Genomic DNA, 26517 nt, shown 5'->3' with positions numbered 1-26517 from the left:
ACATGGTTACCGAAGGATTTGTGCGCCGCCCGCGTATCGCGTCGCCTCGCCCGCCGGGTGGTGAGGTCGCACTGTCGGCACCGCCGGAGATCCCGCGGCCGGTGCCGGCCGGGCTGCTGATGAAGCTCATGCCGGTGGTCATGGTGGTCGCGGTGGTCGGCATGATCGCGATGATGGTCATGATGGGCCGCAACCTGCTGGCCAATCCGTTCATGATGATGTTCCCGATGATGATGCTCATGTCGATGGTCGGCATGGTGGCGGGTTTCCGGGGTGGCGGCGGGACGAAGAAGGCCGCCGAACTCAACGAGGAGCGCAAGGACTATTTCCGCTACCTCGCCCAGGTGCGCGCGGATGTGCGGGAGACCGGTAAGTCCCAGCTGGCCGCGCTGGTCTGGAGTCATCCGGAGCCGGCGGATCTGCAATCGATCTCCGGAACCCGCCGGATGTGGGAACGCCGGCCCAGTGACCCGGACTTCGGGCATGTGCGCGTCGGTTCCGGCAGCCACCGGCTCGCGACCAAACTCGCCCGTCCCGAGACCGGTCCGCTCGAGGATCTGGAACCGGTATCGACCGTGGCGTTGCGCCGGTTCGTCCGCACCCACTCGGTGGTGCACAACCTGCCCACCGCGATCTCGCTGCGCGCCTTCCCCGCGATCAATATCGAAGGTAATGCCGACGAGGCCAGAATGCTGGTCCGGTCGATGCTGATGGAGTTCGCCACCACACATGGTCCCGATCACACCGCGGTGGCGATCATCTGCGCCGACCCCGACAGTGAGGCTTGGTCCTGGGCCAAATGGCTACCGCACCTGCAACATCCGGTCGACCGGGACGGACTCGGCTCGCGGCGCATGATGTACCAGTCGCTGGCTGAACTCGAGACCGCCATGTCCGCCGAACTGATCGAACGCGGCCGTTTCATGCGCAATGCGCAGCCGACGGCGGGACGCGTCCATCTGCTGGTCATCATCGACGACGGATTCGTCAGCGGTCGCGAACGTATCGTCAGTGACTCGGGCCTGGACTCGGTCACCGTGCTCGACCTCACCGCGCCACAAACCGGGCTCGCCGCGCGCCGCGGACTGCAACTGGTCGTCGGTGACGGCATGGTGGCCGCCAAATCGGCCGCGGGTATCGAGAAATTCGCCACCGCGGATACCGTCACGGTGCCCGAGGCCGCTGCCTTGGCCCGAGCTCTGTCTCGCTACCGGATCGCGACCGCGGCGCAGATCGTGAGTCTCGGCGACGAAACCCGCGCGGTGGCGGGTTTGATGTCGCTGTTGAAGATTCCCGATGCCGCGCAGATCAATCCGGCGGTGGTGTGGCGTTCGCGCAGCGACCGCGAGCGCCTGCGGGTGCCGATCGGGGTAACCCCGGACGGCACTCCGGTCGAACTCGATATCAAGGAGTCCGCCGAGAACGGTATGGGACCGCACGGATTGTGCATCGGCGCAACCGGTTCCGGTAAGTCGGAGTTCCTGCGCACGCTGGTGCTGTCGCTGGTGACCTCGCATTCTCCGGATCTACTGAATCTGGTCCTGGTCGACTTCAAGGGTGGTGCGACCTTTCTCGGCCTGGACTCGCTGCCACATGTCGCCGCGGTCATCACCAACCTCGAGGACGAACTCTCGATGGTCGACCGCATGAAGGACGCGCTGTCCGGCGAGATGAACCGCCGTCAGGAACTGCTGCGCTCGGCGGGAAATTTCGCCAATGTCACCGAATACGAGAAGGCGCGCGTCGCGGGCGCTCAGCTCGATCCGTTGCCCGCGCTGTTCGTCGTGGTCGACGAGTTCTCCGAATTGCTGTCACAGAAGCCGGATTTCGCCGATCTGTTCGTGATGATCGGCCGCCTCGGCCGCTCGCTGCGGGTGCATCTGCTGCTCGCCTCGCAGCGGCTCGAGGAGAACAAGATGCGCGGACTGGACAGTCACCTGTCCTACCGCATCGGTCTGCGTACCTTCTCGGCCAACGAGTCCCGCGCGGTGCTCGGTATCACCGATGCCTACCACCTGCCCAGCGTGCCCGGCTCGGCCTATCTCAAGAGTGACGCGGACGATCCGCTGCGCTTCAACGCGGCCTACGTCTCGGGACCGTATGTCTCGCCGCAGGGTGGCCAGCAGGTCGGCGGCCGGGAAATCGGCGGACAGGTGCCATTGATCTTCACCGCATCGGAGGTCGAGGCACCCGAGCAGCCGGCCCACCGGGAAAGTGCCGGGCCGCGCGGGCTTCCGGCCCTGCCACCCCCGCCCGGTGCCGTCGACGCGGAGCTGCCGGAGCCGATCGGCGGGCAGGGGGAGGGCGGCGGTGTGCCGGCGACCCTGCTTCAGGTGGTTGTCGCACGCCTGAATGGGCACGGACGGCCGGCGCACGAGGTGTGGCTGCCGCCGCTGGACGAATCGCCCTCGGTGGATATGCTGCTCCCCGATCCGGATTGGAAGTCGCCGGTCAACCGGCACGGTCAGCTCTGGATGCCGATCGGTGTCATCGACAAGCCCTACGAGCAGCGTCGTGACGTACTGATGATCGATTTGGCCGGCGCACAGGGCAATCTGGCCGTGGTCGGCGGACCGCAGTCGGGCAAATCCACCGCGCTGCGCACCGTCATCATGGCGGCCGCGGCCACCCACACCCCCGAACAGATCCAGTTCTACTGCCTGGACTTCGGCGGTGGCACGCTGTCCGGTCTCGCCGATGTGCCACATGTCGGTTCGGTGGCCGGCCGGTTGGAGGTCGATCGGGTCCGGCGCACCATCGCCGAGATGAATACGCTTTTGCATCAGCGTGAGGAGCGATTCCGCGCGCTCGGCATCGACTCGATTGCCGAATTCCGCAAGCGCAAGGCCTATCTCGCCCAGCTCCCGGAGGCCGAACGTGCGGCCGATCCGCTGTCGGAGGATCTGTTCGGCGATGTGTTCCTCGTGGTGGACGGGTGGGCGACCATCCGGGACGAATTCGACATACTCGAACCGGCTTTCAATACACTGGCCGCTCGCGGTTTGTCCTACGGCATCCATCTCATGCTCGCCGCCGGCCGCTGGGCCGAGATCCGGCCTGTCGTCAGGGATCTCATCGGTACTCGCCTCGAATTGCGACTCGGTGATCCGAGTGATTCCGAAATGGACCGCCGCACAGCCGTACTCGTCCCGGTGGGCCGTCCGGGCCGCGGACTGACACCCGACAGCCTGCATATGCTGATCGCGCTGCCCCGGCTGGATTCCGACTCCGACGCGCAAACGCTCTCGGAGGGGGTGGGCGAGGCCAAACGGCAGTTGAACGAGCTCTACGGCAGCAGGCGGGCCCCGCAGGTGCGCATGCTCCCGATGGAGATTCCGCGCGAACAGGTAATGGAAACCGCCCGCCGTCAGCGCATCGAGCTCGGGCCGACCCGCGTCGTCGTCGGAATCGACGAATCCGAATTGCAGCCGGTGGTCCTGGATTTCGGCGCGCAGCCGCACCTCATGGTGTTCGCCGATGTCGAATGCGGGAAGACGACGATGCTGCGCAATATCGTCATGGGGGTGGTCGAGAATGCGAATGCCGAGCAGGCGCGGATCATCCTCATCGATTACCGGCGCACCATGCTCGGGGTCATCGAAGGGGAACAGCTGGCCGGATATTCGACCTCGTCGCAGACCTCGGTCGGCATGATCAAAGAGGTCGCGGGCTATCTGTCCAAACGGATTCCCGGCTCGGATATCACCCCGAAGGAGCTGCGCGAGCGCAGCTGGTGGAGCGGACCGGAGATCTACATCGTCGTCGACGACTACGACATGGTCGCCACGGCGGAGAATCCGCTGGCGCCGCTGCTGGAATTCCTGCCGCAGGCGCGCGATGTCGGAATGCATCTGATCGTGGCCCGTCGCTCCGGCGGCGCCTCGCGCGCACTGTACGACAAGGTGCTCGGCGGAATGAAGGATCTGTCCGTCGACGCCCTGATGATGAGCGCTCCCAAGGACGAGGGCAAGATCATCGGCGATATCCGGTCGACGAAGCTGCCCGCGGGGCGCGGCACACTCGTGACCCGAGGCGGCAACGAGATGATTCAGGTGGCCTACCTCCCACCGGTGTAGTGCCTCAGGCGGGGGAGTCGCGGTAGTTGGCCAGCACCACCGCCAGCCAGCCCGCCGCGATCACCGCGCCGGCGGCGAACATCAGCGGGTGGCGACTGGCTCGGCGCGGCCTCGGCGCGCACAGCCATGTGGGCGGGGTTCGATGCGCGACCGCGCTGGAGTGGGCGCTGGCACCCGATGTCGATGCGGCGACCTCTAATCCGGCGCGGCGGATGACGATCGCCCGCCGCTTCGCTCAGCACATGGCCGCACTCGACCCGCGCACCGAAATCCCACCACCGGGATTGATCTCGTTCGATCAACGATGGCATCCACCGTTCATCTTCACCCGCACCGACCTGGAATTGCTGATCGGTCAAGCGCAGCGGCAAGTCCGCGGGCGACTACCCGCGGCCACCCATTCGACGATGCTGGGTTGCTGGGAGCCACCGGCATGCGGGTCGGTGAAGCGATCCGCCTCGACCGTGGTGACATCGACTGAACCGACGCGACCTTGCTGATCCGGGAACGAAATTCGGCAAATCCCGGCTGGTCCCGATCCGCCCATCCACCCTCGCCGCCCTGCAACATCCTGTTGCTCGTGACCGTGGGCAGGGCGGCACGCACCAGCCGGGCACGTGGACAAGACAGAGATGGGGCCTCTGGCCAGGCTCCTATGAAGTCACAACGCCACACCCAGTGAGTGCACACGAGCACCTCCCCGCCCGGGCCGACAGATCCCGTTGAGGACCCCAGGTCAGTCAGTCCTTGGGTCAGACCCGGAGGGGAGGTGCTCACCTACATCCGCTCTGTCAGTCCTGCGGAGTGAGCAGAACGATCGGGATTTCGCGGTCGGTCTTGTGTGCGTACTCGTCGTAGAGCGGGAAGATGCGCGCCATCTGGAGCCAGAGGGGCTCACGTTCGGCCGAGGACGCGACCCGGGCGCGAGCGGTGAACCGACGGCCGCCGACCTGCACCCCGACGCTCGGGTCCGCTTGGAGGTTCTTGAACCACGCCGGATCCTCGTCGGCACCACCTTTGGAGGCGACGACGACGAAGTCCTCGCCCGCGGTGCCGTAGATCAGGCACGTGCGGCGCGGAATGCCGGACCTGCGGCCGGTCGTGGCGAGCACGAGCGTGTAGACGCCGTTCGACTCGTGTCCCTCGGTGCCACCCGAGGCCAGATACGTACGAGTCTGCTCAGCGACCCAGTCCCACTGCGAGTCGGTGGCGTGGTCGAGGTCATCGGCGACAGCCATGACGGATGGTCCTTTCTGGAACGGAAGTCTGGTACGGAACGTGCTGACTGGCGATCTACTTCAGCTGAGCTCCTCGACCAGCCCGATGATGATGCCGGCGGGGCCGCGGACGTAGCAGTACCGGTAGATGTCCCCGTACCGTGCCACCTCGCCCACGAGTTCGGCGCCGTGGGCGCGCAGGCGGTCGAGGGTGTCGTCGACGGCGTCGACGACGAAAGTGAGGCGAGGGATGCCCGGGGTGTTCATCGGCGCCCTCGGCGCACTGCTGGTGGCGACCGGCGTGTGGAATGTCGACAGCTCGACCCGGCCGTGGCCGTCCGGGGTCCGCACAACGGCGATATCGGCTCGAACGCCGTCCAGCCCGATGAGCTGATCCACCCATTCACCCTCGACTGCTGCCTCGCCCTCCAGTTCCAGGCCCAATTCGACGAAGAACGCGATGGCAGCCGCGAGATCCTCGACCACAACGCCGACATGATCCATCCGGTAGATCATCGTTCCTCCTGTGTCATGCGGCCCGTCGTGGCCGCTCGTGCTCCTGGGACGGAGCTGGCGCCGTGTTCTCGACACGATGCCATCTGTGATGGCCGTCACAATCTCTGGGCAGCGTCGGTCGCATAGCCTTTCCCTGCTCAGTTGTCTGCTCGGGTGTCACGGACGGTCGCCTGCGCAGTGGGCCGGGAGGCTGTGTTGCCACCGGTCGACCTGGCGTTCTGACGATTCGGAGACGAACCGGCCGGGCCCGTGTCAGCTCCGCGCGGCTGAGACTCCGAGCTGCGCCGCCAGTGCGGCGGCGGTTGCGGGGAACCGGTCGAGCAAACCGGCTGCCTCGCGGTTTCCGGCCGGTCCGGCCTCCTGCCAGCCGCCCTCGACGCCGAGCAGTCCGGCGAGCGCGTCGCAGGCGGCGGGGTGGGCGGCCAGTAGTTCGGTGACCGGCCCGCGCGGTGCCGTCGCCACCGGCGTTGCGGCCGTGGTGAATTCGACCGACCAGGGCGGCACGAAGGTATCCACGGCGGGTAGTGTGCCGGGGAAGGTGCGGCCCGCTTCCCGGACCAGTCCCGGGATCAGGCCGCCCGCCTGGTCCTTCAGGGTGGTGATGAGCTTCGGCAGCCACGGCAGCAGCACCGCGTCCGGCAGCGTGCCGAAGGCCTTCGACAACAGCTCCACCACAAAGGGTTTCAGCGCCGGAGCTGGGTCGATGGCCTGCACGAAACCGCTCACGTACTGCGGAACCGTCGGCAGTACCAGGGGATTGGCCAGCATCCCGTCGCACCGCTCGCGCAGCTCGGCCATGGTCAGCAGGTCGAGCTGGAACCGCGCCGCCCACAGCAGGGCCACCTTGGCCGGCGCCTCCGGGTGCGATTGCAGCACCGCCAGTTCCAGCTGTGTGTGATCGCAGCCCAGGGACAGCGCCAGGTTCTCCATCCCGAACAGGAAGCCCAGCATGGCCGCCACCTGCGCCGGTCCGGTCTCCTCGGCGGCGAAGGCGGTGGGCAGCAGGGTGCAGTAGTGCGCGTACCCGGCCGTCACGAACCGTTCGCACCACGCAGGCAGGCCGGCTTCGGTGGAGCGGAAGTAGTTGAGCAGCGCCCGGATACGCCGAAGCACGACGGGCGCGTCGTCGACCGTTCGCTCGGCGGCGAGGAGTTCGACCGCGCGATTGCCCAGCTCGTCGGCGAGCCGGACCGATCCCAGATACACCAGCGCGTCCTCGACCGCGCCCAGCGCCACCGCCGCTGTCACGTCCGGTGCGGCGACCGCACGCCGCAGGCGCTGCTCCAGCACCTGCTCCACCGACACGCCCTCGTAGCCGAGCTCCACCAGCGAGCGCTGGTATTTGCCGAGCCCGATATCCCAGCTCTCCTGGATCGAGGTCGCACCCAGTCCGCGTGAGCCCATGATGGGCCGCAGCGCGTCCTGTGGCAGCAACCTGCGCAGCAGCCACAGCAGATCCGAGCACGGCCGCAGGTCCGGATTCGCCTTCAGGTCCAGCAGCGCGCGTTGCAGTGTCCGCTTGGACAGATCCAGTCCCAGTGGTTCGAGCCGGTCGAGCACATCGCGGGCCAGCGGTGGCAGCGCCGCATATCCGACCTGGCCGATGCGGTCGCCGCCCAGCAGGATTTCGCACAGCCGCCGCACATCGCGCCGCCCCGGCACCCGGTCCTTCTCTAGGCAGGTGACGGCCGCGTCCTGGAAGTCGTAGGGCGTCGGACGGGCGCGATTGCGCAAGCCCGCCAGCAGGATCGAGGTCTCGAAGATGGCGATGGCGTCGGCGGTGCTGGCCAGGTAGCCGTTGCGCCTGGCGAGCCGGACGATCTCCACCGACCATTCCAGCAGCTCGGCCTCATCGAGTGGGTCCAGCACCGGTGGCCGGGACAGAAAACCCGAAAGCTGGTCCGTCACTTCAGCTTCCGGTTCCGCCGGCAGCAGCGGCGGTTTCTTGGTGCGCTTCTTCGTTCCCTGCTGACCCTCCAGCTGGAACGACTGCAATCTACCGCGGCGCAATCCCTTCGCCCAGGTGGCCGCCGCGATCGACACCGCGCCGCCGGCCAGCCTGAACTGCGCCTCGATGGCGGAATGGCTGGACGGGATCAGCCCGTAGTGCCACTTGGTGGCCGAGCGCGACGAGATCTCGAACGCCGCGTCCGACTCCAGCCCGAACTGTTCGACCGGGCTGGCCGCATGGGCCGCGCCGCACACGTACAACACCTGTGCTGGATCGATGTCGTTGGCGGACAAGTGTTCCCGCATGCGGGTCCACATGTACCGTTCGCGGTCCTCGTCCTCGACCGTGCTGCCGCGCCGCAGCCGCCGGAACAGGCTACCGATCATCACCATGACTTGGCGGTAGGTGTCGTAGTCGGCGTCCACGAGGGGCTGCTCGACGTACTGGTCCCACCATTCCGACCAGTGCCGGACCTTGCCGTGGTGCAGCAGGTGTTCTTCCAGCTCGGCGAAACGCGGTCGCAGATCACCGATTTCGATGCCGACCGCGGCGCCGTGCAGGCCCTCGTCTTCGGGCGGCTCGTCGTCGGTAGGTGTTTCCGACTCCGCCTCTTCGGGAGCCCACTGGAAGACGTGATCGGTGGACCGATCCACCAGCACCAGTTCGACGCCCGGCGTATCGAGCGCGTAGGCGATGGCCTGGTATTCGGCCGACGATTCGGTGATCGGCGCGACCACCGACAGCGGCGCCCAGTCGGCCGGGAAACCCTCGATATCAGTGGCGAAGGCCTGCAGGGCAACCGGCAACCGGCAGTTGCGCAGTTCGTCCAGCAGCGGCCGCATGTCTTCGCACAGCTCCAGGTAGATGACGCTCGGCTGTTTTTCGCGCAGCCGCCGCACCATGGCCAGACCGGAGGCGGGTGAGTGGTGACAGACCGGGAAGATCTCCAGCCGCTCCGACAGCGCCCGGTCGACATCGTCGACCATGCCCGCCAGGATGTCGCCCGCCGCCCCCGGCATCCCGGCGAACGCGACGGCCGCGTCCGCCAACTGATCCCGCAGCGCGGCAAAGGTATTCGGCGTGGACCGGGTATCGGAGACCATCACGACAGCCTCGCGATCGCCGCCCGGCCGCCCTCCAGGAATTCACCCCAGGCGGCATTGCCCTTCTTGTCCTTGGTGCGCGGCTCGACCACGCCGTGCAGGTACTTGTTGAGAATGGCCAGGTCCTCGGGCGTGCGCCGGGCCAAGGACCCGACCAGCGAACCGGCGAGGGTCTCGGCGCGCAATTCCTTCGCACCGAAGAACTGGCTGTGCAGGATGGCGTCCTCGAGCACACCGATCTGCTCGGCGGTGGACAGCGCCGACTCCAGCTTGTCGTCGTCGCTGGTGGCGGCCGCCGCGGCGGCGCGCAGATCGGCGAAGCTCTCCAGCAGGATGTCCAGCAGCGTGGGTGGCAGTTCAAGTTCGAGGCTATGGCGGCGCAGCAGTTCCGCGGTGCGGAAACGCACGATCTCCGCCTCGCTCTTCTTGTTGGACACCACCGGAATGCGCACGAAGTTGAAGCGCCGCTTGAGCGCCGACGACAGGTCGTTCACACCCCGGTCGCGGCTGTTGGCGGTGGCGATGATGGAGAAGCCCGGCTGCGCGAACACCACATTGTCGTCGTCGAGCTCGGGGATGGAGACGTACTTCTCCGACAGGATGGAGATCAGCGCGTCCTGCACGTCGCTGGTGGAACGGGTGAGCTCCTCGAAGCGGCCGATCACGCCCTGCTCCATGGCGGTCATGATCGGGGACGGGATCATCGACTCCCGCGACTGGCCCTTGGCGATGACCATGGAGATGTTCCACGAGTACTTGATGTGGTCCTCGGTGGTGCCGGCGGTGCCCTGCACCACCAGTGTGGAATTGCGGCTGATGGCCGCGGCCAGCAGCTCGGCCAGCCAGCTCTTGCCGGTACCCGGATCGCCGATGAGCAGCAGACCCCGGTCCGAGGCCAGGGTGACAATGCTGCGCTCGACGAAGCTGCGGTCGCCGAACCACTTCTGCTCCACCTCGCGGTCCAGTCCGTCGGCGCGTTCGGAGCCGAGAATGAACAGCCGCACCATCTTCGGGCTCAGCCGCCACGCGAACGGCTTGGGGCCGTCGTCGATGGACTCCAGCCAATCCAGTTCCTCGGCGTATTTGACCTCGGCGGGGGCGCGCAAAACGTCATTCATGATGGCTGGTCTCCTAGTCGAGAAAGTTCTTGAGTTCGTGCACGAGCTTCTGGATGCGTCCGGAAATCACCGGGGTGCCAAGGTTTTTGAACCGTTCGCGGAACCACGGGTTGACGCTCTGGTGGCCGGAGCTGTTCACCGAGCCGACCGGGATGAGCTTCACCCCGGAGCGGTGCACCGCTTCCATGGCCTCGAACAGCGGCTGGGAGCGGTCGAACTCGTAGAAGTCTGAAATCCACACCAGCACGGTGTTTTTCGGGTCGGTGATCTTGGGCTGGGCCATGGCCATGGCGACCGGGCCGTCGTTGCCGCCGCCGAGATTGGTGCGCAACAGCACCTCGAAAGGGTCGTGCACCCACGGGGTGAGATCCAGGGCACGGGTGTCGTAGGCGATGAGATGTACATCCACCTTGGGCAGGCCCGCGAAGATCGACGCCAGAATGGTGCAGTTCACCATGGAGTCGACCATGGAACCGGACTGGTCCACCACCACGATCATGCGGGCGGGGACGGTGCGCTTGGCGGTCTGGCGGTAGTAGAGCCGGTCGACGTAGAGGCGCTCGTCCCGGGGGTTCCAGTTGGGCAGGTTCTTCCAGATGGTCCGGTCCACGTCCAGGTTGCGGAGGATGCGCTTGGGCGGGACCGAGCGGTCTACGGAACCGATGCTGGTCTGCTGCACCTGGGTGCGCAGGACTTCGGCGACCTCGTCGATGTAGCGGCGGATGAGGCGTTTGGCATTGGCCAGGGCCACGCCGGACAGATTGTGTTTGTCGCGCAACAGTTGTTCGATGAGCGACATGCTCGGGGTGAGCTGGGCGGCCAGGTGCGGATCGGCCAGCACTTCGCGCAGCCGCATGCGGGACACCAGTTCGCCTTCCAGACCGGTGAGCACGCCTTGCACGGTGCCGGCCTGCTCCTCGCCCAGACTGCGGCGCAGCCAGTTGGCATCGGACTGCCAGCCCGCCAGCTGGGTGGCGCTGACCTGACCGGAGCCGGTAGCGAAGACATTCAGCAGCAGCTTGGAAACCAGTGCGGCGGTACGAACATCGGCCGCGCCGATGGACTGGGGCGAATCGGCCGCGGCCTCGTTCTCGGCCGCGGAATCCACGGTCTCGGCCGCGGAATCCACGGTCTCGGTCGCGGAGTCGACGGTCGCGGAGAAGTTGAGGCCTTCGAACTCCGCCTTCATCTCCGGATAGCGTTGCACCACATTGTCGATGGAAATGCCCGGATCGAGCACGGCCAGCGGCAACCCCAGATCGTCGACGATGCCCGCGCTCGCCTGGTCCAGCGTCGGTTGCTGATCCCCGGTGAAGACACCTGCCAGGAGACGCCAATACAGGATCTGGCGTCGCGTCTCATAATTCGGCCCACCGGTCACCCGGCCGCCACCCCCCATGGAATCGCTTCGCGATGCTGTAGTCATTTGCGCAGCAACCGTCCCGCGCGCTCACGCAACACCGCCACGGCATCGCCCGACTTGGCCTGTGCCTTGGCGACTTTCGGATCGGTCGGGCCGAGCGCCCAATCACCGTTGTGGAAGGCGGTGAGTGCGCTCTTGACCTTGCGCCGCACGGCCAGCGGTCGCACCGACCAGCCACCGGCATCCCAGCGCAGCAATCCGATCATGGTGCTGGAGGCGGTCACCCCGGCCGGAGTGAGCGGACCGGCGGATGGCAGCGCGTCCAGTTCCACTCGAATCCGCTGCTCGCCCAATTCCATTGCACCGTCGCGGAACCGGTACCCCTCGAGCAGAACCGGTTCGGCGATGTGCACCGGATCGCTGTCCAGCGGCGCGACGGCCGGGGCCTGCGCCTGCGGCAGTTGCACGGTGGCGGTGACGAACGGATCGGCGGCCTCCCCGGCCTTCGCCCGATCGTCATCCCACAGCAGGTCACCGGTCGCCGTCAGCGGCATGCCGGCGAGCTCCAGCGCGCGTTGCTCGGCCAGCGCGGTGAGCAACTGCCGATGCGCACCCAGCAACTGCCAAACCGCCGGTCCCACAATGGTGTCCACCTTGGCTGCGGCCACCGATACCCGCACCCGACGGGCCGGTGCGCCCGCGACCTCCAGCACGCCGTGCACCTGGGCCTGTACGGCGGTCCCATGCTCGTGTAGATCCACGCCCAGCGGCAGCAGCCGACCCGAAACCGACTCGGTCACAGTGGATTCCGCGCCACGCCAGGACAGCAGCACCGCGCGCGTCCACAGATCGGCCCAGCGTCGCTCGGGCACCCGGTCCATGGTGGCGATCGGCGCGAAGGCGCCCAGTTCGGCGGTGAAGCCGTCCAGCAGCGTCGCCAGCCGTCGCAGCGCGGGGTCTGCCAGGAGCGACTCCACGGTCTGATCGGCGGCCGCCACCAGGTCGTGGTCCACGCCGCGCCATCCGGCGATGGCCAGTTCGCCCAGCCAGGCGCGGGAACCCGCCGCGAGTGGGCTCGGGGCGGCGGCATCCGGCGTGGCCGTCCACTCGGATCGATTGCGGCCCAGTGCCGTATCGGCCTGGTCGACCAGTGCGTCGTGCACCGCGCCCAGCACGGCGGCACGGGCGGCGGCCAACGCCGACAGCTCATCCGTGCCGATCGCCCCCGTGCTCACCTTCGACACCGCCGCCGCCACCGCCCCGGCCAGTGGCGAACCCGCCACGGCTCCGGCCAGCGCCGCCAGTGCCGCGCTCTGTGGTTCGGAAACCCGGGCGAAGCCGTTGACCAGCGCGGTATCGAAGCCGCTCACCGCGTCCAGGGCCGCCGCGACGCCAGCGGGCGCATCCGCCAGTGCGGTTAGTTGTACAGCCTGCATCAGCGACCCACCCCCGCCGGGAACCAGTGCAGTTCCGGGATCGGCGTCGCGCTACCCGGCAGTTCCAGGTAGGTCAGATGCCGCAGGAACCGGCTGAACACCGCGGCGGCCGGAGCTGGGTCGCGAGTTCCATTGAGGCAGCTCGCGAGTCGCGCGCCCGCAGGAACCTCGACACGCAGGAAGCGCGCCACCCGGTCCTGCCCGTACTGGAGCACCGCTTCTTCGATCAGTGCGTCCAGATGCTTGCAGACCCACCCCTGGTTCAACCCGCCGCACGGCCGGTTGTTATTGGTGCTACAGCTCAGCCCATGCGTCCCCGCGGTCACCGACGCCACGTACACGCGTGAAATATCGGAGCCACTCGACACCACGCCCTGGAGACGTCCGTCGGCCAGCTCCACGAACGGCACCTTGTTCAGTTTGCGCGGTGCGACGGCGGGCAAAACCCGCACGACAGAAGCGCTTTCCCAGGCCGGTTCATCCGGCGTGGCACTCGGATTCGAGGCCATCGTTCTCCCTCCCGGTCGATCACGTGCGCCCAAGATATGTGACAGCACCGACAAGTACCGTCCCAACCCCGAATCGGCTGGTGAAGAACACTTCCGCGCCGGCTTCCAGGCCCACCCGGCGGCGATGACGACCGCCATGAACTGAGCGCTCGCCGCACATGAAGCGGTCCTATTCCCTTTCCCCGCAACGCAATTGCGATGCGCGTGCATCAGCGACCGCGCCGACCGGCTGGTCCACGGCACAGTCGGGAAAGGCCGAGACAGCGACCAGTTGCGGCAAACTGATCCTCGCGGCGAAACAATTCCTCGCTTGGCTCTGGTTGGCTGAATCGATACAGCTACAACAAGTTCGAAAATCCAAGAGGTTTGAGCTTTTTGGTTGGCTCGGGTGAACTCGGTCTCCGCTATTTACTTCTCGCAAATGGGTGACGTCATCGGAGTGTGAGCAGGCAGGCGGCGGCTGCGGCAGTACTGGCCCCAACGATCGGAACGCGGTGCGTGCGGATGTCCGGTCCGGACTGGACACTTATCCCGATCGAGGTTCTAGCAGGTCCTCGACCAGGCTGCTGGTGAGAGCACGCGGGATACTCGCCCCGGTCAGGGCGCAATAAACGAGCGCACCGAGCAGGGCATCGAGAGTGGCGTCGAGGCCGAGTTCGGGTGAGATCTCACCGGCGTCGATTGCGCGCGTGAGCATGTCGCGTTCTCGAGCGCGGCGTGGATCGAGATAGCGCGTGTGGAAGCTCTCGGCCGTGCTGGGATTGTGCTGCACCTCGGCGATGAGTGCGAGCAGGACCTTGCCGGCAGGCTCGCGCGTGAGGAATCGGGCGAAGCCGCGGATGTACGCGCGGATGTTTTCTGCTGTGGGCTTGTCCGTTGGGACGGGGAGGTGCTTGTCGCTGTCTTCGATGAGCGTGTCGAGGAGGATCTCGACCTTCGAGGGCCACCAGCGGTAGATCGTCTGCTTGGCGACGCCGGCACGACGCGCAATCGCCTCGATGGAGCCGCACCTGCGCTGATCGAGCTGTCGAGCCACCCGCCGAGCACCGGCATCCCGTATTCGGCATTCGAGGACCGGCTATGACCCGAGACACGTTGTCGGACAGGCGATCAGGAGCCACCATTCGGACCCGCACTATGCGGCGATAGGGGGCATTCGGCGAAGAACACGATGTGGATTCGGTGATGGTTGTGGGCTAGAGGATCGGTGCCGGTCCGCGCCGCTTGTGACGCTGGTAGGCCACGCGACCTCATGGCCCACCACCTCAGCCCAAAACCGAAACGACTGCGGTGTCACTGATTTCGAGCAGGCGACGACGTGCCTTCGGATCGTGGGCCTGCGCGTGCGGACGGCTCTGGCTGGTGCCGTTGAAATACCGGCCTGTTGTCTGCGCCAAGCCCGGATCACAGATCAGCCGGAGAGTGGCATCCGCGCCCTCGGCGACCGTGCTGATCGGCGTGACTCCAGATTCCAGCACCATGGTCGTCGCCATGAGTGTGGCCGGGTGCAGGGCGTTCACCGTGACGCCGGTCCCGTCGAGTTCCTCGGCGTACTCGATGGTCGCCATGATCATCGCCAGCTTGGCGCGGCAGTACGCGGTGTACACGCCGTAGTCGTGCTCGGGGTTCGGATCGTCGAAGTTGATCTCCTGCTGCCCGGCGGAGGCCACGTTCACCACCCGCGCCGGAGCCGATGCCCTCAGCAGCGGAAGCAGCCGCCGCGTCAGCCGATACGGGGCCAGATGGTTGACCGCCCACAGCAATTCGTTGCCGTCGGCGCTGATTTCGCGTCTCCCGTTCGGCCGGCCGCCGGTGCCGGCATTGTTCACCAGCACATCCAATCGCGAAGTGCGGGCGATTATCTCGTCGGCCAGCCGGTCCACCTCCGCGAGCCGCGACAGGTCGGCCAGGACGATCTCCGGCACGGGCCCGCTCGCGGCCGTTACCTCAGCTGCGAGCGCTGCGGCTCGATCGGGGTTGCGGCCGTGCAGAATCAGCCGGGCACCCGCGGCGCCGAGCCGCACCGCGAGTTCCCGACCGAGCCCGTCCGTCGCGCCCGTGATCAGCACAGTGCGATCGACCATGCGATCGATATCGTTGTCGTTCATAACCTTTCCTTGCAGTTTCATGCCCGTCCTCGGCCCGGATGCTGACCGAAGTGGCGGTCGGGTCGAGCGTGACGTGCGTGCCGAGGCGTGCGCACGACGAGCGGCTCGCCGGTGGCCGACATCGGTATGCCGTTCACGATGACCTCGCCCCAGCGGACGATGGCGTCGCTGTCGCACCGCGAGCGACGAACGATCTCGACTTCGCAGGGGATCGACTCAGCTACTGGAAGCCGCGCATGACGACGAATTCGCGTTGGTGGCGGAAACGGCACCTCGAACGGAATTCACTGCATTGTCTCCGCCGTGGCGACGAGCGTCGCCCGGCCCAGGATGTGGCCGGCGATAGTGAACCCGAGCAGAGCCGGCGTGGAGTCGGAGGCGATGCCGATGTCGGCCACATCCAGAGCGTGCACGGTGACGAAATAGCGGTGCCGACCGTGCCCTGCCGGCGGTGCCGCACCGATGTATCGAGGTAGGCGCGCGTCGTTCGGCAATTGGAAGGAGCCGACCGGCAAACCGATGCCCGCGTCGTCTCCGGCGCCCTCGGGAAGGCTCGTGGTCGTGGCCGGGATGTTGGCGACTGCCCAGTGCCAGAAGCCGGAGCCGGTAGGTGCGTCGGGGTCGTACACGGTAACGGCGTAGCTCTTTGTGCCTGCTGGGGCGCCACTCCAACTCAGTTGCGGGGAAACGTCTTTGCCGCCAGGAACGCCGGAGGACCACTGTGCGGGTTGCCAGGCGGCGCCGTCGCTCACCGTGGTGCTGGTGACCGTGAACGAGGCTGCCTCGGGGAGGCGGGCGAAGGGATTGTTTGCGCTCATCGTGTCGCGCCTTTCGAGTCGTGCTGGATACGCAAGATCGACGATATCAGAAATAATCGATGATTTTGTAAATCGTCTATGATTGGATCATGACTCGGATAGTCCACACCCCGACCTCGTCGGAGAAGCAGATGCTTTCCGAACAGGTCTACGCACACTTGCGGAACGCGATCATGCGCGGCGAGTACGCGCCCGGTGACGCGCTCAAGCCGCAGGATCTATCCAGGCAACACGGTGTGAGCCTGGCTGTGGTGCGTGAGGCGCTGGTGCGGCTGGTTGGTGAGGGTCTGGCCGAACGGCTGACCAATCGCGGCTTCGCGGTCCCAGCTTTTTCCGATCGCCGCTGGCAGCAGGTCGGCGAGGCCCGCCGGGCCATCGAGCCGGTTCTGCTACGCATGTCGATCGAACGTGGTGACGTCCACTGGGAGGGGAACGTTCGAGCTGCCCACCACCGGTTGGCGCGCACGCCGGTATTCACCCCGGAGGACGGCGAGTACTACAGCGAGGTATGGGCCGAGGCCCATCGGGTGTTCCATCGCACACTCTTGGAAGGGTGCGGCAACCCGGTGTTGTTGGAAACGTTCGACCGGCTGTGGGTCGCGAGCGAGCTGGCCCGCCGCTGGTCGGCACACCGCAACCCGGAGCGCGACGGCATCGACGAGCATCGCCGATTGGAGGAGGCCGCGCTGGCCCGTGACCCCGACACCGCCGCCGACGTACTGACTCGACACCTCACCCTGACGACGGCCGCACTGGCAGAGCAAGAAGGCTGATACGTCCGACAATCCGGCCAGTCGGTTCGACGGCAACCGAACTAACGTTCACACCACCGTGCTTCCCGATCAGTCTCGTCCGGCGTGCGAGCGTCTCCGAGCTGATCGGGTGATGTCATTCGTTGCGGATCACCGCGACCGACCGCTCGACCGTGTAGGCGTGGGCAGCGGTGAGCACGCGGGCCTGATCGCCGATGACGGCGGACACTCTCGGCGATTTCAGCAGCTCTGCCAGGTGGTCGCGGCTGCTCGCGCCGATCACGAGCGCACCGTGGTAGCGGCGGTGCGCCGGATTGTCATGGGAGACACCGGGAGTCATGTGGGCGAGTTGGGTGTACGGCAGGAACGTGTAGGTCCTGAGGTCGCGGGCACCGGCTGCGTGCAGTGCCGAACCGAGCTCGTCGTGGACGAAGCGGCGGAAGGTCCGGCCGCGCACGCCGCGGCGTCGCCGCAGCAGAACGGCTGTCCGATGCAGCGCGGTGTCGTCGTGGCCGTTGGTCCACCATCGCCCGCCACGTGGGCCGGTCAGCTGGCCGAGAACTCGATCGAAAACGTTCTGCTCGTCGAGGAAGACACCCCGCATGTGCACCGGCGTCGTCAAGGCCGCGACGGTCAGACTGCGCAGCCGCACCTCGGCGAAACCGTCCATCCGCCACACCGGAGCGACCAGGGTCCCCACCCGTGGAGTCGCCGGCCAGTACCCGTGGTCGGTGGGTGAGAACTGGCGCTGGATGTACTCGAGGATGTGCGGATGCTTTTTGACGATCTCGGCATGCGGCCCGGCCCAGTAGGCCGTGGCGACTTCGCGCGGCAGGTCGTCACGCAACGACACCGGGTACACCGCGGAACTCGTGCGGGTGCAGCCGTTCACTGTCCATCCTTCCGATCGGCGAGGGTCAGGGTCTTCGCGAACTCGTCACTGCGCGATAGCGTCTGCTCGCTGAGCGGCCCCCAGATCCCGCGCAATACCTCGAGCGCTCGCCGTCGCGCCGGAAAAACCAGCGTCGGCAGCGAATCTCTGTGCCGTTCGCGGTGAACCGGCAGTGATTGCGGCGTCCCGCGCGGCCGCACCGTCCATGTCGAAAATGGCAACGCGACCGCCGAGCCGGACGATCCGCCGAGCCGTCTCGAAACCGATTTCGCGAGCTCCACTGTTTACCGCGACCGTGCGCCCGGCGAGATCTCCGTGCATATGCAAACTCCTAGTGATGAACTTGTCAGACGTGACCCTAGCATCACGTAGATAGCATCTGATAATCTCATCACACTTGATCAGATCAATTATTGGCCTTCAGTACCGACGCGACCGTCGCGGGTCGCAGCGCCACCGCCTCACCCGCCTGTCCGACGTCGACGCGCACGGCACCATCATCGACATCGGGTACCTCCAGAAAGTGACCACCTGGTGAGCGGCGCGCGGCGAGAGCTGGTGGCGCGTGGGCGGGTCGTGAAGCCCGGCAAGGCACGTAGGCGTCGAGTCCTGTTTCGGGTCGGTACTACGAAGCTGTTCGAACAACACGAAACCCGCCGCGAGCTCGCACGCCGGCGGCGGGCCGATGCGGTGTGGCGGTCAGACCGTGCGGTTCTCCGACTTGATCATCCACGCCAGCTTCTCCAATGAGTCGATGACCTGGTGCAGCAGGTCGCTGGTGCTTGGGTCCTCGGCGTCGACTACGTCGTGCACGTCACGGATGGTGTCGATCGCGGCGTAGGTCCGCGTCGTGATCAAATCGACGACGTCGGAGGTGTTGACCTCTTCGGCCGGGAAGGGCGGGAGGCTCGTTGTCGCCGCGACGGTGTCGGAGCGCCCGTCGGGGACCGCATCGAGGGCTCGCATCCGCTCGGCGATGGTGTCGCTGCTGTCGCGGGCCGCGTCTACGAGTTCATCGAGCTGCAGGTGCAGGTCGCGGAAGTTCGGTCCGACGAGGTTCCAATGGGCCTGCTTGCCTTGCAGGTGCAATTCGATGAGATCGACGAGTACGCCCTGCAGGCTGGCGGCCAGCTGCGGGGAAGCGGTGAAATTCCGGACATCGTCGGCGAGACGACGATTGGTGCGTTGCTGGGTCCGAGTTGCGGCAGTCATGGTTGTACTCCTTTCGGGATCCTTGCCCCAGAACAACGGCCACCTTTATTGGAATCATTCCAGATTGCACTGTGGGGTGGGTCACTGATATCTGCGGCGAATGGTTGTTTTCCCGATAACCGGTGGCGTTAACTCGGTGAGCAGTGCCGTCGAAGGGGTTGGGGTCGCAGTGTTGGTTGGTCGTGAGGTCGAGCGTGACCTGATCACCGCGTTCGTTCAGGGACAGGACGAGCCGGTATTGGTCATCCGCGGTGAGCCGGGGATGGGAAAGACTGCCGTGCTGGATATGGCTGCCGATATCGCGGCGGCCCATGAGGTTCGGGTGTTGCGGGCGGCGGCGCTCGAGTACGAGGCCGAATTGAAGTTCGGTGCGCTCAATCAGCTCCTGCACCCGCTGTTGGACGGAATCGACGAGCTCGGTACCGCGCATCAGCAGGCCTTGAACGTGATCATGGGGTTGGCACCGGGAGCGATGCCATCGCAGCTGATTGCGGGCGCGGCGACACTGGCACTGCTGCGAGCGGCCGTGGGTCGGGCCGCAGCGCTGCTGATGATCGTCGACGATGTGCAGTGGCTCGATTTGTCCAGTGCGATGGCATTGAGTTACGCGGCCCGCCGCTGGAGCGCGATCGACATCCGCATGATCGTGGCTGTGCGCGCGGAATCCGATGACGCCTTCACCCGCAGCGGTTTCCGTGTCCACGACTTGGCGCCGCTCGACGACACCGACGCCGACGCGCTGCTGCGCGCCGCGTACCCGGCGCTCACCGCGAATGTGCGTCGACGCTTGCGCACCGATGCTCACGGCAATCCGCTTGCGCTGCTCGAGTTGCCCGTTGCCTTCGAGAACGGCAGCTCACCGACGGCTCTGCCGGCGATGTTGCCGCTGACGGACCGGTTGCGGAAACTATTCGCCGATCGGTTCGCGGGTTTGCCGGAGGGCACGCGGCGGATGTTGTTGTTCGTCGTACTCGCCGGTGCCGAGAACAGCACGAAGTTGGAAGACTGTGCGCCGACGCCGGAGGGCCTGGCCGATCTACCGCCCGCCGAACGGGCCGGAATTGTGCGCGTGAACCCGCGCACCGGCAGATTGGAGCTCCGTCATCCGCTGCTCCGCTCGGCGGTCATCGAGCAGTCGACGAGCGCGGAACGCCGTCAGGTCCACCGCGTTCTCGCCGAGGCCTTTGCCGGGGAACCACAACGGCGGGCCTGGCACCTCGGGCAGGCGGCGGTCGGTCCCGACGACGAGATCGCCGCGGCACTGGAAGGATTGTCACAGCAGATGATTCGTCATGGTGACAGCAGACGCGCGACGGCTGCGATGCTGCGCGCCGCCGAGCTGAGCACCTCGGATGCCGATCGCGCCCGGCGCACCGCGCGCGCGGCCTATCTGGGGACGCTGATCACCGGAGACCTTGCCGACACGGCCCGTCTGCTGTGGGAGGTGAACCGCGCGGAGGTGCGCGAATCGCCGTCGTTGGAAGCGGCGGTCGCCGCGGCCTACCAGTTGCTCAACGATGAAGGTGACGCAGGCACCGCAGGCAGATTGTTGCTGGCGACAATCCGAGTGCACGATCGTGAGATCGGTTCCGGTGCGGACGCCATGATCGAGGCCTTGCACACGTTGCTGTATGTCGGCTTCTACAGCGGACGGCCGGAACTCTGGAACGAGATAGGCAGCGTTCTCGAGCGCGCCGAGCCGCAGCCCGCGGATACGCTGGCGTTGCTGCACGACATCTTCGTCAACCCGGTCGGTGCCCCGCCGGAAGCGCTGCGCCGGCTCGACGACGCACTCGATGGCTTGCGCTTCTCCTCCGATCCACTGCGGATCGTTCGCGTCGCGACGGCGGCTGCCTATGTCGATCGCATCGGCACTGCCCGCGACTCGTTGTGGCGGGTGATCGCCGACGGTCGCCGTGGCGGTGCGATCGCCAAAGCCATCGAAGCCCTGTTCTTGATCGCACAGGTCGATTTCTTCGAAGGTGATTGGGATGAACTGATCGAGGTCACCGACGAGGGGCTGCAGTTGTGCGCCGAACTCGGCTACACCCTGCTGGCGGGACCCGGAAATTTCCTGCGCGCACTGGTCGATGTGGCCCGCGGCCATACCGACACCGCCGATGTCGCCGCGGAGAGACTACTGCTGTGGGCCGCACCGCGACACCTGGTTACCTACGCCGCCTACTCGTCGCACATCCGATGTCTGTCCGCGCTCGGGCGATCGAATTTCGACGAGGCATACCGGCATGCGGCATCGGTCAACGCCCCGGGTGGGTTTCCGCGCTACACGCCGCATGCCGTCTGGCTGGTACTGGACCTCACCGAAGCGGCAGTTCGCAGCGGCAGGGTTGCCGAGGCGCGAGCCCACGCCGAGGCCGCCGTAGCGGCCGGTGTGCCCCAGCTTTCCTCGCGGCTCAGGTTGCTGACCAATGCCGCGCTCGCCCTCACCGATCCGCACGACTGGCGCGCACTTTTCGACGACGCGCTGGCCACTCCCGACGGCGATCGGTGGGTTTTCGACCGGGCCCGAATTGAATTGCTTTACGGGGAACGGCTGCGTCGAGAGCGTGAACCAGCGGCAGCGCGCGCCCATTTGACCACCGCGGCGCGGGCATTCGAACGACTACGCGCGACTCCATGGCTGGAACGGACCCAATCGGAACTGCGCGCGGCCGGCGAACCCGCTGCCTCGGCGACCCGCGGCTCCGTACTGACCGCACAGGAACAAGCGGTCGCCGAACTCGCGGCATCGGGGCTGACGAACAAGGAGATCGCCGAGCGGCTTTTCCTGTCGGCGCGGACGGTTTCCACCCACCTGCATCGCGTGTTCCCGAAACTCGGCATCTCCACCCGCAGCGCACTGCGCGACGCAATGAGCAGACACCCCGGCTGATCTACGTCAAATGACGGATTCACCGCCTCGGCCGCGCTCCTAGATTCGGTGGTGCCGAACAGCAATTCGATGCAGAGGAGATCCGGCATGAGCGCGCAGAACAAGACTGTCGTCCTGGTCCACGGGGGTTTCGTGGACGGGTCCGGATGGCGGGCGGTCTACGACGAGCTCACCAGAGCAGGAATCAGCGTGCGGGTCGTGCAGAATCCGACCAAGTCGCTCGCCGACGATGCCGCGACCACCCGACAGGTCATCGACGACATCGACGGCGAGGTAGTCCTTGTCGGACATTCCTACGGCGGGGCGGTCATCACCGAAGCAGGTACCCACGACAAGGTCATCGCCCTCGTCTACATCACCGCCTTCGCCCCCGATAAGGGCGAGTCGGTGAACACACTCATCGCGGGCTTCCCTCAGGACGGGCCGCAGCCTCCGATCCTGGCGCCGCAGCAGGGATACCTGTTCCTCGACCGGACGAAGTTCCACGAATCGTTCGCCGGGGATCTCTCCGCTCCGGACGCGGCGTTCCTGGCCGACTCCCAGGTGCCGTGGGGTTTGGACGCGCTCGGCGGAACGGTAAGCGAGGCGGCCTGGCGTCTGAAGCCGAGCTGGTACCTGCGAGTCACCGAGGACAAGATGATCCCGCCCACGGCGCAGGCCTCGATGGCCGAACGGATCGGTGCGACCGTCGTCGAGACGCCGGGCAGCCACGCCGTCTATGTCTCCCGCCCCGACGTGGTCGCGAACATCATCCGGGCCGCGGCGGACGCGGTCTGACACGGAAGCCACCTTTGCCGAAGCGCTCAGCCAACCGCGCACCGTGCTCGATTGCTGACGGTATGCTCGGGATTGACTAGCCGGAGGTGGATGTGCGGGTAGTGCTGGCCGACGACGACGTCCTGCTTCGCGAAGGTGTCGCCAGCCTGCTCGCACGCTGCGGCTTGGACGTGGTGGGGCAGGCCGGAGACGCCGCACAACTCTTGGCCCTGGTTCGGGACATGGTTCCGGATCTGGTGGTGGTCGACATCCGGATGCCACCGACGCACACCACCGAGGGGCTCGACGCGGCCCGGGTGATCCGGGCCGAACTCCCGGAGACAGGCATTCTGGTCCTGTCGGCGCACGCCGCTGTCGAGGATGCGATGGAGTTGCTGGCCGGTGGTAGGCGGATCGGCTATCTGCTCGAGAGCCGGATCACCGACGTGGCGGAGTTCGTCGACACCCTGCATCGAATCGCCAAGGGCGCATCGGTCATCGACCCCGCCCTGGTGCAGGAGCTGGTATCGGCCCGCCGGCGCGACGATCCGCTGGCCGTGCTCAGCGCCCGGGAGCGGGAAGTGCTCGCACTGATGGCGGAGGGCCGATCCAACGCCGGCATCGCCCGCCGGCTGTGGGTACGTGCGCAGCATTTTGACCAAACTGGATCTGCCCGAGACCGGGGACGACCACCGCAGAGTCCTCGCGGTGGTCACCTTTCTCGATGCTCGCTGAGCGGATCGCCGCGGTCCTCGGCGGCGAGCAGCTCATGGATCGCGCCCGACGACAGCGCGGACTTGGCCAGGAAGCCCACCGCGTGGCTCGCCGCGACCATATCGGCGAAGTCTTGCCCGGCATGGGCAGAGGTGAGGATCACCGGCGGCGGCACATGTCCGCCATAGCGGTGCAGGCGCTCGGCCAGTTCGAAGCCGTTCTCCTCGCCGAGCTCGATATCGACAAGTGTCACGTCCGGCTCGAGCTCCACGACACCCCGCAACGCCGCGCCGCTGGTCGACGCCACACCGACGACGGTGATTCCCTCTCGCTCGAGCAGTTCGCGTCCGGCGTCGAGAAAGTCGACGCTGTCATCCACGATGAAACAACGCAGCCGCTGAGCCGACAGCACCATGACCTGAGTGTCCGGTAGCGCGCTACGGGCGCGCATCCCCGCTAACGGGAACTTCGCACCGGTACAGCGATGCCCGGGCCGCCACGACAGCCGATCGCGGACGGCCGGGCCGGTGCTCATCGCGTCGACTGGGCCGTGCGGTTCTCGGCGCTCAGCATCCACCGCTGCTTCTCGATGTCGTCGATGAGGGGGTGCAGCAGATCCGCCGTGGACGGGTCCTCGACATCGACGGCGTCGTGCACGGCGCGCATGGTGCCTGCGGTAGTGCGGAGCCGGTCGCAGATCAGCTCGACTACCGCGGCGGTGTTCTGCTCGCCACCGGGAAAGGCCGTCAGCATTGTGGTGGCGGCAACGGTCTCGGGGCGTCCGTCGGGCACCGCGTCCAGTGCGCGCATCCGCTCGGCGATGGTGTCGCTGCCCGCACGGGCGATGTCGACGATCTCGTCGAGCTGCAGGTGCAAGTCGCGGAAATTGGTGCCGACGACGTTCCAGTGCGCTTGCTTGCCCAGCAACTGCAACGCGATGAGATCGGTGAGGATCTGTTGCAGGTTCGCGCGCATCCTCGGCGAAGCCCGGAACCCCGAGGCGTCGACTGCGGAGTCATGGAAGATCGACGTGGTGGACATTGTTGCTCCCGTCTCGTGCTGGGCCCCGATCGATCGGGGCAATCGGAACGGCCGGGCAACGCCGCCGCCGGCCCATGGCATTCGGCCGCCGTCGTCGCGAGCAGGCAATCGCCTTCGGCCTGCCGCCGTGTTCCCCGTCCGCTATCAGCTTCGCCATTCGGCGAACTCGTGTCGCCACCGCTGACACCCATTCATCGCGCCCGCCACCCGGAAAGATCGCCTACCCGCTACCGGCCAGTCCTGCGAACCGCTCTCGACAGGGGCAACCACCCGATTGTCCGAGAGCGGCGGGGGAGGATACTGAGTTCATGCCGCCGACGGATGTGCTATCGGCGTGGCTGCGTCCGGCGACACCGCCGCTGTCGTTGGGGATCGTGATCGCCGCGGTTGTTATCGCGCTGGAGACGCTTGTGATCGTCCTCCTGGAGGATCTGTCGCCCGGTGAGACATTCGAGCCGGTCTATCTGCTCGGCATCCTGGTGATCTCCATGGTGTGGGGATTGGGCTTGGCGGTAACCACCTCGCTGGTCAGCGCCGTCGCGCTGGCCTACTTCGGTGGTGCCAGGCCCGGCGGCGAGTTCGAGCCGTTCAACTTCCAGAACGGTGTGCTCGTCGTCGTGTTCCTCGCGGCGGCGTTGTGTACGAACTTCATCGCGGGGCTGGCCCGAGTCCGGGCCGTCGAAGCCGAGCAACGCCGCCGCGAAGCCGAGGACGCCAAAGCCGGACTCCGGGACAGCCGCGACCGGATCGGTGTGCTGGCCGAACAGCAGGCCGCGCTGCGGCGGGTGGCTACCCTGGTGGCGCGCGGCGCGCCCGGCTTCGAGATCTTCGCGACGGTGGCCGAGCAGTTGGCTCGCGCGCTCGGCACTGCCAATGCGTCGCTGTGGCGCTACGAGTCCGACGGCACTGCCACTCTGGTCTCGGCTCATGACGACCCATCGCAGAATGCGGCGATGCCCATCGGTTCGCGCTGGTCGCTGGAGGGCGACAACATCGTCGGCCTGATTCGCACCAGCGGCCGCCCGGCCCGGATCGACACCGACGACGCTCCGGGGTGTGCGGCTGCGCGCATCCGTGAGCTCGGTCTGCAGGGCGGGGTGGGGGCGCCGATCGTGGTCGAGGGCAATATGTGGGGCGCCGCTGTCGTCGGCAGCGTCGAGCCCGTGCCGCTGCCACCGGATACCGAGGCGCGTGTCGCCGACTTCGCCGACCTCGTCGCGACGGCGATCGCCAATGCCGAATCGCGCGCGGAACTGACCGCGTCGCGCGCCAGGATCGTGGCGGCCGGTGATGAGGCGCGGCGCCGCCTGGAACGCGATCTGCATGACGGAGCCCAGCAACGGCTGGTGTCTCTCGCTTTGGAATTGCACTCTCTGAAGGACTCGGTGCCATCCGAATTCGGTGCGCTCAGCGGGCAGATCGCTCGGGTCGCGAGCGGTCTGGCCGCCGCATCGGAGAATCTCCAGGAACTCTCGCGCGGCATTCATCCGGTGATCCTGTCGAAAGGTGGACTCGTCCCGGCTTTGAAGACGCTGGCCCGCCGCTGCCCCGTTCCGGTGGACCTCGATGTCGCGGTCGAGCGGCGATTACCGGATTCGGTGGAGATCGGCGCCTATTACGCGGTGGCCGAAGCGCTGACGAATGCTGCCAAGTACGCCCAAGCCTCCGAAGTGTCCGTCTGGGCTGCGATGAAGGGCGACAGTCTCTGTTTGTCGATTCGCGATGACGGCATCGGCGGCGCCGACTCCAGGAAAGGATCGGGACTCATCGGGCTCAAAGACCGCATCGAAGCGCTGGGCGGCCATGTGCTCGTCACCAGTTCGACGGGGGCCGGTACGTCGCTGTACATCACGATCCCAATAGCGGCTCGAGACAGCACACGTCTCATGTGACCGTGCGGTTCTACCGATAGGTCCAGCCGGGTGACCGGCCCCACCGGCCCCGGATCCAGCGGGCTCGATCGGGTCGAGTTGCAGCTAGCGGGTATGCACACTGTCACGGTAGTGGGGCCGCTCGACTGCGGCCAGCGTCGACGACAAAGG

20 protein-coding genes and 1 pseudogene are annotated in these 26517 nt (G+C 66.7%); 7 read left to right on the top strand and 14 right to left on the bottom strand.

What is annotated here, in order from left to right; all coding sequences use genetic code 11:
- Positions 1–2 precede the first annotated feature (2 nt).
- Both eccCa and ACIBW7_RS16350 read left to right on the top strand, forming a co-directional pair.
- Positions 3–4076: a type VII secretion protein EccCa gene (gene eccCa, locus ACIBW7_RS16355; RefSeq protein WP_397047027.1), complete on the top strand. Its 4074-nt coding sequence runs from the start codon at positions 3–5 to the stop codon at positions 4074–4076.
- 26 nt (positions 4077–4102) lie between these two features.
- Entirely contained in the window at positions 4103–4576 is a 474-nt protein-coding gene (locus ACIBW7_RS16350; RefSeq protein ID WP_397047026.1) for a hypothetical protein, read from the top strand.
- Positions 4577–4867: 291 nt separating this feature from the next.
- Here the strand turns inward: ACIBW7_RS16350 and ACIBW7_RS16345 are convergent, their stop codons facing one another.
- The 10 genes from ACIBW7_RS16345 to ACIBW7_RS16300 form a co-directional block, all read right to left on the bottom strand.
- Positions 4868–5314: a nitroreductase family deazaflavin-dependent oxidoreductase gene (locus tag ACIBW7_RS16345; RefSeq protein ID WP_397047025.1), complete on the bottom strand. Its 447-nt coding sequence runs from the start codon at positions 5312–5314 to the stop codon at positions 4868–4870.
- Positions 5315–5374: 60 nt separating this feature from the next.
- Positions 5375–5809, bottom strand: a complete 435-nt coding sequence (locus tag ACIBW7_RS16340; protein WP_397047024.1) for a VOC family protein — start codon at positions 5807–5809, stop codon at positions 5375–5377.
- A 252-nt stretch (positions 5810–6061) separates the two neighbouring features.
- Positions 6062–8863 (bottom strand): DUF5682 family protein, encoded by a 2802-nt coding sequence (locus tag ACIBW7_RS16335; protein WP_397047023.1) that lies wholly within the window; start codon positions 8861–8863, stop codon positions 6062–6064.
- A complete protein-coding gene (locus ACIBW7_RS16330; protein WP_040698623.1) occupies positions 8863–9981 on the bottom strand; it encodes an AAA family ATPase in 1119 nt (372 codons plus the stop codon). Before ACIBW7_RS16330 ends, ACIBW7_RS16335 begins: the two co-directional genes overlap by 1 nt.
- Positions 9982–9994: 13 nt before the next feature.
- On the bottom strand, positions 9995–11407 hold the full coding sequence (locus tag ACIBW7_RS16325) for a VWA domain-containing protein (RefSeq protein ID WP_397047022.1): 1413 nt from the start codon (positions 11405–11407) through the stop codon (positions 9995–9997).
- Complete coding sequence (locus ACIBW7_RS16320; protein WP_397047021.1) at positions 11404–12780, bottom strand: hypothetical protein; 1377 nt, start codon at positions 12778–12780, stop codon at positions 11404–11406. The genes ACIBW7_RS16325 and ACIBW7_RS16320 overlap by 4 nt, the downstream gene beginning before the upstream one ends.
- On the bottom strand, positions 12780–13289 hold the full coding sequence (locus tag ACIBW7_RS16315) for a hypothetical protein (RefSeq protein ID WP_397047020.1): 510 nt from the start codon (positions 13287–13289) through the stop codon (positions 12780–12782). Before ACIBW7_RS16315 ends, ACIBW7_RS16320 begins: the two co-directional genes overlap by 1 nt.
- A 526-nt stretch (positions 13290–13815) precedes the next feature.
- Entirely contained in the window at positions 13816–14325 is a 510-nt protein-coding gene (locus ACIBW7_RS16310; RefSeq protein ID WP_397047019.1) for a TetR/AcrR family transcriptional regulator, read from the bottom strand.
- Positions 14326–14554: 229 nt separating this feature from the next.
- The gene (locus ACIBW7_RS16305; RefSeq protein ID WP_397047018.1) at positions 14555–15397 is read right to left on the bottom strand and encodes an SDR family NAD(P)-dependent oxidoreductase; all 843 of its coding nucleotides are present in this window, start codon (positions 15395–15397) and stop codon (positions 14555–14557) included.
- A gap of 284 nt (positions 15398–15681) precedes the next feature.
- Positions 15682–16215, bottom strand: a complete 534-nt coding sequence (locus ACIBW7_RS16300; RefSeq protein WP_397047017.1) for a YbhB/YbcL family Raf kinase inhibitor-like protein — start codon at positions 16213–16215, stop codon at positions 15682–15684.
- An 89-nt stretch (positions 16216–16304) separates the two neighbouring features.
- Between ACIBW7_RS16300 and ACIBW7_RS16295 the strand changes: the two genes are divergently transcribed.
- The gene (locus ACIBW7_RS16295; RefSeq protein ID WP_397047016.1) at positions 16305–16988 is read left to right on the top strand and encodes a GntR family transcriptional regulator; all 684 of its coding nucleotides are present in this window, start codon (positions 16305–16307) and stop codon (positions 16986–16988) included.
- A 115-nt stretch (positions 16989–17103) separates the two neighbouring features.
- Here ACIBW7_RS16295 and ACIBW7_RS16290 read toward each other — a convergent pair whose 3' ends face one another.
- Positions 17104–17859 (bottom strand): hypothetical protein, encoded by a 756-nt coding sequence (locus ACIBW7_RS16290; RefSeq protein WP_397047015.1) that lies wholly within the window; start codon positions 17857–17859, stop codon positions 17104–17106.
- 699 nt (positions 17860–18558) lie between these two features.
- Entirely contained in the window at positions 18559–19071 is a 513-nt protein-coding gene (locus tag ACIBW7_RS16285; protein WP_397047014.1) for a Dps family protein, read from the bottom strand.
- 169 nt (positions 19072–19240) lie between these two features.
- Between ACIBW7_RS16285 and ACIBW7_RS16280 the strand changes: the two genes are divergently transcribed.
- The 3 genes and pseudogenes from ACIBW7_RS16280 (at position 19241) to ACIBW7_RS16270 (ending at position 23455) form a co-directional block, all read left to right on the top strand.
- Entirely contained in the window at positions 19241–21964 is a 2724-nt protein-coding gene (locus ACIBW7_RS16280; RefSeq protein ID WP_397047013.1) for a LuxR C-terminal-related transcriptional regulator, read from the top strand.
- Between the two features lie 87 nt (positions 21965–22051).
- A complete protein-coding gene (locus ACIBW7_RS16275; protein ID WP_397047012.1) occupies positions 22052–22741 on the top strand; it encodes an alpha/beta fold hydrolase in 690 nt (229 codons plus the stop codon).
- Positions 22742–22833: 92 nt separating this feature from the next.
- A pseudogene (locus ACIBW7_RS16270) lies at positions 22834–23455 on the top strand (response regulator).
- Here the strand turns inward: ACIBW7_RS16270 and ACIBW7_RS16265 are convergent.
- Positions 23433–23969: a response regulator gene (locus ACIBW7_RS16265; protein ID WP_397047011.1), complete on the bottom strand. Its 537-nt coding sequence runs from the start codon at positions 23967–23969 to the stop codon at positions 23433–23435. The pseudogene ACIBW7_RS16270 and the gene ACIBW7_RS16265 sit on opposite strands and share 23 nt — an antisense overlap.
- Positions 23966–24475, bottom strand: a complete 510-nt coding sequence (locus ACIBW7_RS16260; protein ID WP_397047010.1) for a Dps family protein — start codon at positions 24473–24475, stop codon at positions 23966–23968. The genes ACIBW7_RS16265 and ACIBW7_RS16260 overlap by 4 nt, the downstream gene beginning before the upstream one ends.
- A gap of 308 nt (positions 24476–24783) precedes the next feature.
- Here ACIBW7_RS16260 and ACIBW7_RS16255 point away from each other — a divergent pair, with 308 nt between their 5' ends.
- Complete coding sequence (locus ACIBW7_RS16255; RefSeq protein WP_397047009.1) at positions 24784–26367, top strand: GAF domain-containing protein; 1584 nt, start codon at positions 24784–24786, stop codon at positions 26365–26367.
- The last annotated feature ends 150 nt before the right edge of the window (positions 26368–26517 follow it).

Source organism: Nocardia sp. NPDC049526, assembly GCF_044465765.1.
Lineage (GTDB): Bacteria > Actinomycetota > Actinomycetes > Mycobacteriales > Mycobacteriaceae > Nocardia.
This window is presented reverse-complemented; position numbering and strand designations above follow the sequence as displayed.